Source organism: Streptomyces sp. NPDC000594 (genome assembly GCF_040299965.1).
In the GTDB taxonomy this organism is placed as follows: domain Bacteria; phylum Actinomycetota; class Actinomycetes; order Streptomycetales; family Streptomycetaceae; genus Streptomyces.
Map to the genome: position 1 here is coordinate 710,701 of NZ_JBEPCY010000001.1, position 13,545 is coordinate 724,245.

Annotated in this window: 11 protein-coding genes; 7 read left to right on the forward strand and 4 right to left on the reverse strand. The window is 74.5% G+C overall.

From position 1 onward, the window contains the following. The first annotated feature begins 490 nt into the window (after positions 1–490). Positions 491–706, forward strand: a complete 216-nt coding sequence (locus ABT354_RS02590; RefSeq protein WP_351487941.1) for a hypothetical protein — start codon at positions 491–493, stop codon at positions 704–706. Between the two features lie 106 nt (positions 707–812). Here ABT354_RS02590 and ABT354_RS02595 read toward each other — a convergent pair whose 3' ends face one another. Further along, the gene (locus tag ABT354_RS02595) at positions 813–2,270 is read right to left on the reverse strand and encodes a WGR domain-containing protein (protein WP_351487943.1); all 1,458 of its coding nucleotides are present in this window, start codon (positions 2,268–2,270) and stop codon (positions 813–815) included. A gap of 175 nt (positions 2,271–2,445) precedes the next feature. Continuing rightward, a complete protein-coding gene (locus ABT354_RS02600; protein WP_351487945.1) occupies positions 2,446–3,921 on the reverse strand; it encodes a cellulose binding domain-containing protein in 1,476 nt (491 codons plus the stop codon). Positions 3,922–4,194: 273 nt separating this feature from the next. Here ABT354_RS02600 and ABT354_RS02605 point away from each other — a divergent pair, with 273 nt between their 5' ends. The 5 genes from ABT354_RS02605 (at position 4,195) to ABT354_RS02625 (ending at position 10,408) form a co-directional block, all read left to right on the forward strand. Beyond that, entirely contained in the window at positions 4,195–5,649 is a 1,455-nt protein-coding gene (locus ABT354_RS02605) for a glyceraldehyde-3-phosphate dehydrogenase (protein ID WP_351487948.1), read from the forward strand. Between the two features lie 163 nt (positions 5,650–5,812). After that, positions 5,813–6,718, forward strand: a complete 906-nt coding sequence (locus ABT354_RS02610; RefSeq protein WP_351487950.1) for an LLM class F420-dependent oxidoreductase — start codon at positions 5,813–5,815, stop codon at positions 6,716–6,718. A 159-nt stretch (positions 6,719–6,877) separates the two neighbouring features. Continuing rightward, entirely contained in the window at positions 6,878–8,920 is a 2,043-nt protein-coding gene (locus ABT354_RS02615) for an NAD-binding protein (protein WP_351488049.1), read from the forward strand. Positions 8,921–9,521: 601 nt separating this feature from the next. Continuing rightward, positions 9,522–9,896, forward strand: coding sequence for an RNHCP domain-containing protein (locus ABT354_RS02620; protein WP_351487953.1), 375 nt, complete (start codon positions 9,522–9,524; stop codon positions 9,894–9,896). Positions 9,897–9,958: 62 nt separating this feature from the next. Beyond that, positions 9,959–10,408 carry an RNHCP domain-containing protein gene (locus tag ABT354_RS02625; protein WP_502983305.1) on the forward strand — a complete coding sequence of 150 codons (450 nt, stop codon included), beginning with the start codon at positions 9,959–9,961 and terminating at the stop codon, positions 10,406–10,408. Between the two features lie 38 nt (positions 10,409–10,446). On the opposite strand, the gene ABT354_RS02630 is transcribed toward ABT354_RS02625, so the two are convergent. Then, positions 10,447–11,562: a CU044_5270 family protein gene (locus ABT354_RS02630; protein WP_351487956.1), complete on the reverse strand. Its 1,116-nt coding sequence runs from the start codon at positions 11,560–11,562 to the stop codon at positions 10,447–10,449. After that, positions 11,559–12,227 (reverse strand): RNA polymerase sigma factor, encoded by a 669-nt coding sequence (locus ABT354_RS02635; protein ID WP_351487959.1) that lies wholly within the window; start codon positions 12,225–12,227, stop codon positions 11,559–11,561. The genes ABT354_RS02630 and ABT354_RS02635 overlap by 4 nt, the downstream gene beginning before the upstream one ends. A gap of 307 nt (positions 12,228–12,534) precedes the next feature. On the opposite strand from ABT354_RS02635, the gene ABT354_RS02640 reads away from it, so the two are divergent. After that, entirely contained in the window at positions 12,535–13,509 is a 975-nt protein-coding gene (locus ABT354_RS02640) for an alpha/beta hydrolase (RefSeq protein WP_351487962.1), read from the forward strand. The last annotated feature ends 36 nt before the right edge of the window (positions 13,510–13,545 follow it).

Sequence of the window (13,545 nt, forward strand, 5' to 3'; positions counted from 1 at the left end):
GCCGCCGGTCCGCCGGGGGTGCGCGGCGACCGGGGGAGGGGTTCCGGAAGGGGGGTACGACGGGGCGGAGCCAGGGAGATCAGTCCGGCGGCTTCATGGTGCCGAGCGTAGCGGGAGCGCCGGGGCCGTACGGGAGGTACGGAGCGGGCGCACTCCTTCTCGGCCAGATATGGGCGCGGTGATCGCGCGGTGTCCGTCCGTCCACGGCGGTACGGGGTGCGGGCGGCCGGTGGGGGGCCGGGCGGGGCGGGCCCGCGCGCCCCTCTCCCGTACAGCACTCTCCCGTAGGGCACCGTCCGGCGCGGTGCCGGGGCGCTCGGGCTGCCGGAACACCGGTGCGGCACCAGAATGGAACCGGGCCCTCGCCCCGGGCGGGGGATCCCGGGGGCGGCCGGGTGCGCCGGCGGTGAGCGGCGCGGTGCGCCCTGTCGCACGGCCGTCTCCGGCGCCGTCGGGGCGGACCCCGGGGCCCGGCACCGAGGAGGGCGCCATGGTGGACGACACCGTCACACGATTTCTGAAGTCCCTGAGCCCCACGGACCGGGACGCGGTACGGCTGCTCCCCCGCGACCAGCGGGAGAGGCTGGCCGACGCCTGGGAGGAGGAGCTGGTGGAGGACCACGATCTCGATACGCTCAGTGAACTGTCGCCGCCCGCCGCCGAGAGCGAGGCGGCCCGCCGGGTGATCGCCAAGGAGTCCGGCTGAGCGGTGCGGGGCCGAGCGGTGGGTGGGGGCTTGGGTCGATCCGTGGTGCGGGGGCCTCCGGCCGGTGCCCCGCCGCCCGGGGCGCCGGCCGGAGGAGCGCGACGGCTCAGAGCAGCCGGCGGATCTCCCCGCGGACACGGTAGAACCCGCCCGCCGAGGGGTGGAGAGCGTCGACCACATAGCGCGCGCCCGGCTCGCGGATGCCCCGGGGGAACTGGACGTTCCATGCGGTGTCATAGCCATGGCCGCCCCCGGCGACGACATGGACCCGGACCCGTGAGCCCTGCTGGACGCACTCCACCACGATCCCGTCGGCGGGCGCGGCGGGTGCCGCCGCCACGGTCGCCAGGGCGGACGCCGAGCGGGCGGGCGTATAGGTGGGCAGCGCCTCGGCGGACTTGATGTCCCGGGCGACGGGGACCGTGCCCTGCTGGGCGGCGGCGATGGCGGCGTCGGTGGCGTCGACACAGACCAGGGAGCCGTCCGTGGTGACCATGTACAGCCGCTCGTCCAGATACTGCATGGAGAGGGCGGAGCCGCTGCCCGTACCCAGCTTCCACAGCCGGTTGCCCGCCGCGTCGAAGCAGTAGACGGACGACGAGGAGTCCCCCGCGAAGACATAGGCGCCGCCGGGGGCGGTGGCGCACGAGTACACCGTGGTGTCGCAGTCGTAGGTGGCGAGCACGGCGCCGTTCCCCTTCGCCAGCCGCTGCACCGCGTTCCGTGTGGTGGCCGCGTAGACCGCGTCGGCCTCCTGCCAGCCGAAGAGGACACCGCCCCGGGTGGGGGTGTGCCACAGCTCGCCGGTGCCGTTCGGGGCGTAGGCGGTGACACCCCGCTGATGGCCGTGGTAGACCGCGCGCCCGTCGGCGCGGACCATCCAGCCGTGCGGGCCCGCCGACTTGCGGGACCACTGGTGCTCGTCCTCGTGGTCGATGACGGTCAGCCCGCCCTGGGCGTCGGAGACCTGGAGCACGCCCTCATGGATGTCCAGCCAGAAGATGTCCACATCGGCGGCGATGGTGTAGGCGCCGTAGGGCAGCTTGGACGACAGGTCGTACACGGTGCCGTCGTCGCATCCGGCGTAGATCCAGAATTCGTCCGCGACCAGGCACTTCACCCCTTCGGGGAGGGAGTAGCGGGCCAGCACCTCGCCGCTGTGGCTGAGGGTGTGGACATCGCCCGCCTGGTTGCCGACCCAGCAGCGGTCCTCGGAGACATGGATGCCGAACGCCGCCGAGCCGGTGCGGAACCGCCACAGGACCGGTGCCGTCGAGCGGGCCGTCGAGGGGGCGGAGGACACCTGGCGGCGGGTCACCGCGCGGGCCGCGCGGGCGCCCTGGACGGCCGGGGCGTATCCCTTGCGGACCTTCTCGGCGGCCTTCTTGGCGGCGGCGGCCCGTGCCTTCTCCTCGGTGGCGAAGGACGACACCTGGGTCTGCCCCGGGGTGCCGATGCGGCCGTAGCGCACGGAGACCACGGTGCCGGAGACGATCACCTCATAGAACTTGTGGGCCCCGCCGCCCTCCTGCGACAGCTCCAGATACGTGGTCGAATCCGACATGGCACACCCCTCCCCAGAGACGGAACGGGCGTTCTTCGGCCGCGCGTTCCCAACTGAGGGGAACAGTAGGGGGAGGCACTGACAGCGGGCATCGACAGCGGGCATTGGCATCGTGCCCTGACGGTGGCCCCGGCCACGGCGGCCCCCGCACGGACCGCCGCGGCCGGGTCCGCTGTCAGACCCCCGGCACGGTGTCCTCGAAGCTCTTCCCCGCCGCCCTCAGGCCCGCGACCCGCTCGGCCACCTGGGCCGGGGTGAGCACCTGGTCCTTGACATGGAGGACATAGTCCACGCCCTGGTCATAGGCGCGCGGCGCGGTCCCGGTCTGCCCGGTGAGATCGGTCAGCCAGTGGTTGAAGCTGAGCAGCATGGGGCGCTCGGGCAGATAGCCGGCGCCATGGGTGGCGAAGAGCCGTCCGTCGACGTAGTAGCGGATCCCGGTGGAGTCGATGGTGAACACCAGATCGCGCCAGCCCCCGTACCCGGCCCGGTCCACGGTGTGCTCCCGGAGCGGCGGCCAGGAGGCGGGGTCGTAGGTCTCCCAAGAGGTGGCGAAGAAGGCGTTCCCCGTCTCGCCCCAGCCGCCGTTGGGCAGATACTCGAAGTCGTACTCCGCGTAGTCGTCGGCCATCGGTGCCCGGAGGTCGTTGAGGGCGAAGAACGTCTGGACCACATGGTCGCCGTCGGGCCCGTGGACGGGGGTGTCGCCGAACCGCACCCGGGCCGCGTAGGTGCCGTCGCGGAACTTCATCGAGGTGGTGGCGATCTCGGCCTGCCGGGTACTGGCGGCGCTGCCCGAGGTCTCCGCCCGGAGGGTCATCACCGAGGCGCCGGCCTCGGTCCCGAAGGAGATGTTCCGCGGTGACCAGGTGGCTCCGGGCACCCCCGGGCCGCCACCCCAGCTCCGCAGCGCCCAGCCGCGGGCGGCGAGCGCGGGATCGTCATGGGCGCGGTAGGAGAAGTCGTCGAAGAGGAGCTGTCCCGGCGGCGGGTCGACGGGCCCGCCGCCCGGCGCGGTGCCCCATACCGGGGTACCGGAGAGATCGGCGGTGACCTTGGGCCAGGGGGCGTAGGCGGTGGTGCCGGGGCCGAAGGAGTGGTCGTCGCTCTGGTCGAGCGGTTGCCAGTCGGCGCGGTGCACGCGCAGCCGGATCTCCCCGGTGGTCGCGCCGGGGGCCAGTGAGCCGGCCCCGGCGGTGAAGCCGATCTCCAGCCGGCGGCCCGTGCCGGCCGGGGCGGGGTGGGTGGCTATCGCACCGGTGACGGCGGAGCAGCCCCGTACCGCCCAGTCGCAGGCGTACCGGTAGGAGGCGGTGGCCGAGTCGGCGGTGAAGTAGTAGCGGAGCCGTACATCGGCCAGTCGTACGGGGGCGTCGCCGGTGTTGCGCACGATGAGCCAGGGGGTGGCCTGGGTGGCGGTGGCGCCCGGGGCGCCGGTGCGGTACTCGACGGTGAGCGCCGGGGCGGCGGCCCCGGCCCCGGCGGTGCCGGCGGCCCCGGCGGTGGCAGTGGTGGCGACCGTACCGGTGGTGGCGGTGGTGCCGGCCGCCCCGGCGCTCGTGGGCACACCCGCGAGGCCGAGCGCGGCGAGCACCGTCGCGAGTGCCGGGGCCAGGGCGGTGCGCAGCCGCCGGGTGGGGGATCTTCGCATGGCGCGGTCTCTCCTGCTCTCCTGGAACGGTCCGATGATCACGGTGGTACGGGAGTGAGCAGCCGTGCCGCACGGGCACGGTGGTACGCGAGGGTCGCGCCGAACCTATCGATCACCGGGCCGCCGCGACAGAGGGCGGGCCCGCGGAGCGCCCTGCCCCCGGACCGTGAGGCGCTCATCCTCGGGGTCCCCCGCTCGCATGAGACCCCCCTCTGGAGACCGGATGACCATGGGGTTAGCATATGAGCGCCGCCTAGCTCGAAAGAGAAGCCTGTGACTGTCAACGAGGACTCGTTCACCAACTGGAAGAACCGTGAGGAGATCGCGGAGTCGATGATCCCGGTCATCGGGAAGCTGCACCGGGAGCGGGATGTCACGATCCTGCTGCACAGCCGCTCCCTGGTGAACAAGTCGGTGGTCAGCATCCTCAAGACCCACCGGTTCGCCCGGCAGATCGCCGGCGAGGAGCTGTCGGTCACCGAGACGATGCCGTTCCTCCAGGCGCTCACCGCGCTGGACCTCGGCCCCTCGCAGATCGACATCGGCATGCTCGCCGCCACCTACCGGGCCGACACCCGGGGCCTGTCCGTCGCCGACTTCACCGCCGACGCGGTCGCCGGTGCCACCGGCGCCAACAAGATCGAGCGCGGTGAGGGACGCGATGTCGTCCTCTACGGCTTCGGCCGCATCGGCCGCCTCGTCGCCCGCCTCCTCATCGAGAAGGCCGGCTCCGGCAACGGCCTGCGCCTGCGCGCCATCGTCGTCCGAGGCAGTGGCGCCCCCGCCGCCGACGACCTCGTCAAGCGCGCCTCGCTGCTGCGCCGCGACTCCATCCACGGCCAGTTCCAGGGCACCATCACCGTGGACGAGGCGGCCGGCACCATCGTCGCCAACGGCAACACGATCAAGGTGATCCACGCCAACGACCCCTCCGAGGTCGACTACACGGCGTACGGGATCAAGGACGCCATCCTCATCGACAACACCGGCAAGTGGCGCGACCGCGAGGGTCTGTCGAACCATCTGCGCCCCGGCATCGACAAGGTCGTCCTGACCGCCCCCGGCAAGGGCGACGTCCCCAACATCGTGCACGGCGTCAACCACGACACGATCAAGCCGGACGAGCAGATCCTCTCCTGCGCCTCCTGCACCACCAACGCGATCGTCCCGCCGCTGAAGGCGATGGCGGACGAGTTCGGGGTGCTGCGCGGACATGTGGAGACCGTCCACTCGTTCACCAATGACCAGAACCTCCTGGACAACTACCACAAGTCCGACCGCCGGGGCCGCTCCGCGCCGCTCAATATGGTGATCACCGAGACCGGCGCCGCCTCCGCCGTCGCCAAGGCGCTGCCCGACCTCAACGCGCGGATCACCGGCAGCTCCATCCGTGTGCCCGTGCCGGATGTCTCCATCGCCATCCTCAGCCTGCGACTCGGCCGGGAGACCACCCGCGAGGAGGTCCTCGACCACCTCCGCGAGGTCTCGCTGACCTCGCCGCTCAAGCGCCAGATCGACTTCGTCACCGCCCCCGACGCGGTCTCCAGCGACTTCATCGGCTCGCGCCACGCCTCGATCATCGACGCGGGCGCCACCAAGGTCGAGGGCGACGACGCGATCCTCTACCTCTGGTACGACAACGAGTTCGGCTACTCCTGCCAGGTCATCCGCGTGGTCCAGCATGTCTCCGGGGTGGAGTACCCGACCTACCCCGCACCGGCGGTCTGAGCCGGCGGACCGGGCCCCGCGCGGGGCGGCGGCCGGCCCTCACCGGCCACCGCCCCGCGCGGCCGTCCAGAACACCGACGGGGCGGGAGCGCGCCGACCACCGTACGGACCGGGGATATCCAAAAACCCACCGGTCACAGCGGCCACAGAATTAGGCTGCGGCATGACCTTCACCCATGATCGTGCCCGGCTCGGCCGGATCGGCGTCTGGAGCGCCCCGCTGCGGGCCATACCCGGCGGGGAACTCCCGGCATCGACCGCCGAGGCCCTCGCCGAACTCGACGAACTGGGGTACGGGACCCTCTGGGTCGGCGGCAGCCCCGGACCGGCCGAGGTCGAGCCCCTGCTCGCCGCCGCCCCGCGGATCCGGATCGCCACCGGCATCCTCAGCATCTGGCAGCACCCCGCCGACGAGGTCGCCGCCGCGACGGCCCGGATGGAGCGGGCCGCGCCCGGACGGTTCCTCCTCGGCCTCGGGGTCGGCCACGCGGCCCTCGCCCCCCGCTACGCCAAGCCGTACACCGCGATGGTGGAGTACCTGGACGCCCTCGACACCGCCCCCGACCCCGTACCGCCCGCCCGGCGGATCCTCGCCGCGCTCGGCCCGAGGATGCTGGCCCTGTCGGCGGAGCGGGCCGCCGGAGCCCACCCCTATCTGGTCACCCCGGAGCACACCGCCGAGGCCCGTGCGACGCTCGGCCCCGACGCCCTGCTCGCCCCCGACCTCAAGGTGGTCCTCGACCCCGACCCGGAGCGGGCCCGCGCCACCGCCCGCACGGCCCTCGCCCCCTACCTCGGCCTCACCAACTACCTCCGCAGCATCGCCCGGCTCGGATTCGGTGAGACCGATGTCGCCGACGGCGGAAGCGACCGGCTCATCGACGCCCTCTTCGCCCATGGCGACCCGGACCGGATCCGCGCCCGGGTCACCGAGTACCTGGACGCGGGCGCCGACCACATCGCCCTCAACGTCATCACCGGCGGCCCCCAGGGCGAACTGCCCCGGCGGCAGTGGCGCGAGCTGGCCTCGGCCCTGGAACCCGGCAAGGACCGAGCGGACCTGACCTGACCTGACCTGACCGGGTCGGGCCGGGTCGGGTCGGGTCGGGTCGGGTCGGACCGCCGGGCCCGGCCCGGGGCAACCGCCCCCCGCCTGGACCAATGACATGCTGTCCGCGTGCCTGCCACCCATCCGATACCCCGTCACCACCCGTCCCTGGGCCCCAGGATGGTCGTCTGCGGCGACGACGGACTCGCCCGCCGGCTCGCCGACGAACTGCGCGAGGTCTACCAGCGGCCGGTGACCCTGGTGATCCCCGCCGACGACCCGCCCGACGCGACAGCACGATGGGCGGGGCGCCGGCGGGGATACGCCCGCGTCGGACAGCGCCTCCTCGGACGCGGCCCCGCCACCGCCGAACCCCCGCGCCCCGCCGCCCGGACCGGCACCGGGGAGCTGCGGCTGGTCGAGGCCGCCGAACCCACCGAGGAGACCCTGTCCCACGCGGGCGTCACCGGGGCCACCGCCCTCGCCCTGGTCTACGAGGACGACGAGACCAATGTCCGCGCCGCCCTCGCCGCCCGCCGGCTCAACCCGCGCCTGCGGCTGGTGATCCGCCTCTACAACCGCAAACTCGGCCAGCACCTGGAGGAACTGCTCGACCAGGCGGCGGCGGTCGCCGTCCCCGGGATCGACCTCGCGGAACTGGACTCCTCCACCACCGTCCTCTCCGACGCGGACACCGTCGCCCCCGCCCTCGTCGCCACCGCCATCGCCGGAACCAGCAAGGTGATCCAGGCCGACGGTCTGCTGCTGCGCGCCGCCGAACGCCCACCCCCGGCACGCGGCGAGAGCCCCGACCCCGGACTCTGCACCCTCGCCCTGCTCTCCGCCACCGCCGGAGACCCGGCGGGCACCGAGGGATCGGACAGCAGCGGGGCGAACGGACCGCAACTCCTCCCCGACGACCGGGAGGTGACCCTCGCCACCGGCCGGGCCACCGTGGTGCTGGAAGCCGTCACCCACGACGGACCGGGCCACACCGCCCCCTGGCTGCGGACCGCCGCCCTCCCCGTCGGCTCCCTCTTCTCCCAGCGGCTGCGCTGGACCCTCGCCGTGCTGCTCACCGCCCTCGCCGGCCTCACCCTCGTCTCCTGGCTCACCACGGGCGGCCATCCGCTGCACGCCGCGTACGCGACCCTGCTGGACCTCTTCGCCATCAACGAACCCGCGCTGGAGGGCCCCGCCGAACGCCAGGTGCTCCAACTCCTGGCGGCGCTGGTCGGACTGCTGCTGCTGCCGGTCCTGGTCGCGGCCTTCCTGGAGGCGTTCGGCGCCTTCCGGACCGCGAGCGCGCTGCGCCGCCCGCCCCGGGGCCTGACCGGTCATGTGGTCCTGCTCGGCCTCGGCAAGATCGGCACCAGGGTCCTGGCCCAGCTGCGGGAACTCGACATCCCCGTGGTGTGCGTGGAGAGCGACCCGGAGGCGCGCGGCATCCCGCTCGCGCGCAGGCTCCGTATCCCCGTCACCCTCGGCGATGTCACCGAGGAGGGTGTCCTGGAAGCCGCCCGGATCCACCGCGCCCGCGCCCTGCTCGCCCTCACCAGCTCGGACACCACCAATCTGGAGGCCACCCTCTACGCCCGGTCGGTGCATTCCGGGGTACGGGTGGCGCTGCGCCTGTACGACGACGACTTCGCCACGGCGGTCCACCGCACCCTGCGCGCCGCCCACCCCGACGCCCTCACCCGCAGCCGCAGTGTGACCCATCTGGCCGCGCCGGCCTTCGCGGGCGCCATGATGGGACGGCGGATCCTGGGCGCGATACCGGTCGAGCGCCGGGTGCTGCTCTTCGCGCTGGTGGAGGTGGCCGGACACCCGAGGCTGGAGGGGCGTACCGTCGCGCAGTCGTTCCGGCCCGGCGCCTGGCGGGTCATCGCCCTCGACGCCGCCGACACCTCCGCGCCCGCCGGCCCCGGGGGCCGCCGCCCCGGCCCGGCGACGGCCTCCGACGGCTCCCCGGGAGCGGGGCTGGTCTGGGAGCTGAGCCCCGGGCATGTCCTGCGCGCCGGGGAGCGGGTGGTGGTCGCCGCCACCCGCCAGGGCCTCGCCGGTCTCCTCGGCGACTCCGCGGGCCCGGTGGACCCGGACGGGGGCCACCCGGACCGCCGCACCCGCGACAGCCGCGTCCGGAGCGCCCGCAACCGCGCCCCCCGCCGGGCCCCGCGCCCACCCGGCGGCCACGGCGGCAGACCCCTGCCGGGCCGATGACCACCACCACCGCAAGCCCCTGCCGGCCGGGGGCAAGGGTGTCCGACGGTCGGTGGTCCCGGGCGGAAGGCCCGCCGCCGGGCGAAGGCGCCGGGGGCCGTACGGCGGGCGCCCGTTAATACGGTGGCAGCCGTCCGGGCCGCCCTGTTAGCGTCGTAGCGCGCCCTCATCGGGTGCCGTCCGCCACCGGTGCCCTCCCGGCACCCCCGCTGGGCCCCGCGCCCTGGAAAGCAGTGTTGTATGCCCCGGCCCGAGCCGAGCGTGCCTCGTCACACCGTGAGCACGTCCGGCAGCTGAACCCCCGGCGCCTCACCGCGCGCCCGCCGTGACCCAGGTGTCCCGGCCGCCGCGCGGTGCCGTGCGGTACCTTGCGGTGCCGTGCGGTGCTCTACCGGGGGTCCTCTCGCCGCACGCTCCGGTACGCCGGTTCGTCCGACCCGTACCCGTCCGTGCCCGGCGGCAGCCGGGGTGCCCTCGCGCACCCCTGCCCCGCCGTACCCATGGCCCGGGTGCCCGCCGGTCATCGCCTCCCCGAGTGCCGCTCGGCCTCCTGACGCTGTCATCGTCATGCCTTCAGCCAGGAGAGACCAGAGTGTCCGCCATGCCGCACCACCCTGACCCGGCCACCTCCCGCCCGACCCCGCCGCCGGTCCCCTTCGACTGTGTCCGCTGCGGAGCGACCACCGCCCCCGAACCCGGCGGGGCCCCGCGCGACCACTGCCCGAGATGTCTGCACTCCCGGCATCTGACCACCCCGCCGAACGGCGGCCCCACCGCGTGCGGCGCGCCGATGAGCCCCATCTCGATCGCCGTCGCGCACGCCGGGGAGCTGACGGTGATCCACCGGTGCGACGACTGCTCCGCGCTGACCTCCGCGCCCGTCCGCCCCGACGACAACCATCTCGTCGTCATGCGGGTGGCGGTACGACCCCTGGCCGCGCCGCCGTTCCCGCTGGAAGCCCTCGCCGGCTTCTGAGGCACCCACCCAGCACACCGACCACCGAAGGGAGACGACCCGTGCCACGCCGGGTGAGACGCATCGAGGAACCGGCCCGCCGCGAAGGCGGCTTCGGACCGCACCGGGGAGGACGGCGCGGGCGGACCCGTCCGCAGCGCCGCAAGGATGTCCTGCACGGGCGGGACGGCGAGCGCGGTGACGCGTTCCGCTGTGTGGGCTGCCGCCTCGACATACCGGTCGCGGCGCCCGGGACCGCGCACCGCAACCACTGCCCGCACTGTCTGGCCAGCCTGCATCTCGACGCGCGGGTGCCCGGCGACCGGGCCGCCGGCTGCCGGGGCCGGATGACCCCGCTCGGGCTGTCGGCCCGTCCGGACGGCGAATGGCTGATCATCCATCGCTGTCTGTCCTGCGACGGGTTGAGCGCCAACCGGATCGCAGGGGACGACAACCCGCTGTCCCTGATCCGGCTGGCGACCCGCCCGCTGACCGGCACCGATCTGCCGGTACGGACGCTGCTCGGCCTGTGACCCGGGGCCGGGGCGGCGGCCGTGCGCCGCCCCGGCCCTCATCGGCGCGGCCCGGCCGCCCGCCCCCGGGCCGCCGCCGGGATCTCTCCCGCGCGGTCGACCGCCGCCCTGGTGAGGACCGCCGAGGAGCCGGTCACCGCCCCGGCCGTCCCCGCCGCGCCCGTCCGGGTGCGTACGGTCCGCTCGCCGAGGAAGGCGTAGTCGCTCCGGTCGAAGATCCACTGTCGCTGTTCCCCGTGGGCGGTACGGGCGACGGCGATCCCCTCGCGCCCGGCGGCGTCGGTGGCCCGCTCGACCACCGTGACACCGGGGATCCTCGCGGCCGTACGGTAGAGCGCGGCGCTGACCTCCGGCGGCGCCCAGCTCTCGGCCAGCAGATCGCCGATGGTGGCGAACGCCTGCTGATCCGGGTCCTGGCCCCGGCCCCGGGTCCCGTGCCGGATCAGCCGCAGCAGGGCGTCCGGGTCGGTGGGGAGCGCGGCGACCAGCGCATGGGTCGGATCGTTCAGCGTCGCGCCCCGCGCCCCGGGCAGCGGCCGGCGCGCCCCGGTGGGGCTTTGGCCCCCGTACCGCGAGGGACTCCGTTCCAGCCGCTGGTCCGGCAGACCCTCCTCGCGCAGCAGCCCGGGGCGGCTGCCGTCCGCCGAGAGCCACACCCGCCGGGTCCGGGCGGGCGGTACGGTCACCGGTCCGCCCGCCGCGTCCCGTACGGAGTGGGCGACTTGGCTCTCGATGTACACGAACTGCCCCGCACGGACCACGGATGGTTCGCGGCCGGCGGCGGCGAGCGCGATCCGGTCGAGCAGCCCGCGCGCCCCGCCGCCGGGGACGGGACCTGCCGCCCACCCGCCTTCCCTGCCGGTGCCGGTGACCGGGCCGTCGGCGCTCGGTACGGCGAGTGCACCGAACGCCAGTGCGCAGGCCATGGCGGGCAGCAGCAGGCGCGGGGCCCGGCGGCCCGGACGGGGGACGCGCCGGGTGCGCGCGGCACGGGGCGCCGGGTCGGTGGCCCCGCGCAGTACCGCCTCCTTGAGCAGCCGTTCCCGTTCCGGCCGCAGCGCGGGTACGGGCGGCGGGGGCAGCGGTGGCTCCCCGGCCGGATCGGCGTCCCGCTCGGGCCGGGGGGACGAGCGGTATCCCGGGGTGATGTTCATCCGTGGTTCTCCTGGGGCGGCGGCGACCAGAGGACGGGGAGCCGCCCGGACACCGCTGTGTCCGGGCGCGGCTTGCTCGACGGGGCGGTTGCCCGGCTCCGGCCCGCCCCGGCCCGGGCGGCCCGGGACTCGGCGTCGGCGAGCCCCCGCAGCCGGGCACGGGCCCGGGACAGTCGTGAGCGCACGGTCCCCACCGGGACCCCCAGCGCCTGTGCCGCCGCCGCGTAGTCCAGACCCGCCCACACCACGAGGGTGAAGACCTCGCGGTCACGGCGGCGCAGCCGGGCCAGCGCGGTGTGTGCCGCCCGCAGTTGCTCGGCGTCGGCGAGATGGGTCACCAGATCGTCCGCGAAGTCGGGGACCGCGCCGCGCTCCGGGACCCGGGCGAGCGCGATCTCCCGCCGCCGCCGGGCGCGCGCGTTGCCCCGCATGACATTGGTGGCGATCCCGAGCAGCCAGGGGCGCAGGCTGCCCCCGTCGGCGCGGAGCCCGTCCCGGGCCCGCCAGGCCTCCAGAAAGGTCGCCGAGACCACGTCCTCGGCCTCCGCCCAGTCGCCCGTCACCCGCAGGGCATAGCGGTACAGCGACCGGGCATGGGCGTCGTACACCTCGCCCAGGGCGTCCCGGTCACCGTCGCGGAATCGATTCCTGATACATGGATCCACACCCGGTACTGTCCGCCGGGCGGCCCGGGTTCCGGTGATCCGCGCCACAGCACCGTCCCCCTGGGGTGTCACCCCGTACACGGCCCGGGTTCCGCCGCCGGACCGGCCGCCGTCCGGGGGAGAAGGGCCGGTGGGACGGCCGGGCCGCGTCCGTTCCCGGCCCGGCCCCTCCAGACTCGGCACACGGCGTCCCGTGCGGCACGACGCTCACCGCACGACCCCCACCGCATGACCCCGACCCCACGACCCCCACCGCACGACCCCACCGCATGACCCTCGCGAGTGAACCCGAAAGGCGGACCGGAACATGGGCTCCGACGAGCAGGACACCACCGGGCCGGTACTGGAACCGGAGGCGGCCGCGTTCGCCGCCGCCACGGCGAAACCGCCCTATCTGTACGAGCTTCCCGTCGAGGAGGGCCGTGCCGCCGTCGCCGAGGTGCAGTCCGGGACGATCGCCAAACCCGCCGTGGACGAGAACTGGGTGACCGTCGAGGGCGGCCCCACCGGCTCCGTCCGGGCCCGTGTCGTCCGGCCGGCGGGGGAGGACGGCCCCCTCCCCGTCATCCTCTACCTCCATGGCGCCGGCTGGGTCTTCGGCGACGCCCACACCCATGACCGTCTCGTCCGGGAACTCGCCGTCGGCGCCCGTGCCGCCGTCGTCTTCCCCGAGTACAGCCTCTCGCCCGAGGCCCGCTTCCCGGTCGCCCTCGAAGAGAACTACACCGTCGCCCGGTGGATCGTGCGCGAGGGCGCCGTCCGCAATCTGGACGCCTCCCGGCTCGCGGTCGCCGGTGACTCCGTCGGCGGCAACATGACCGCCGCCCTCACCCTGATGGCCAAGGAGCGCGGCGATGTCGCCCTCGCCCTCCAGGTGCTCTTCTACCCGGTGACGGACGCCTCCTTCGACACCCCTTCGTACCACCGTTTCGCCGAGGGCCACTTCCTCCGCCGGGACGCCATGAAGTGGTTCTGGGACCAGTACACGACCGACCCGGCCGAGCGGGCCCTCGTCACCGCCTCCCCACTGCGCGCCACCGGGGAGCAGCTGGCCGGGCTGCCCCCGGCTGTGGTCATCACCGCCGAGGCCGATGTCCTGCGCGACGAGGGCGAGGCCTACGCCAACAAGCTGCGCGCGGCGGGCGTCCCCGTCACCTCGGTCCGGGTGCAGGGCGTCATCCATGACTTCGTGATGCTCAACGCCCTGCGCACCACCCAGGGCGCACAGGCGGCGATCACCCTCGCCGTCACCGCGCTGCACCGCGCCCTCCACGACGGCTGACCCCGGTCGCGGATGGGCCGGGCCGACCGGGCGCCG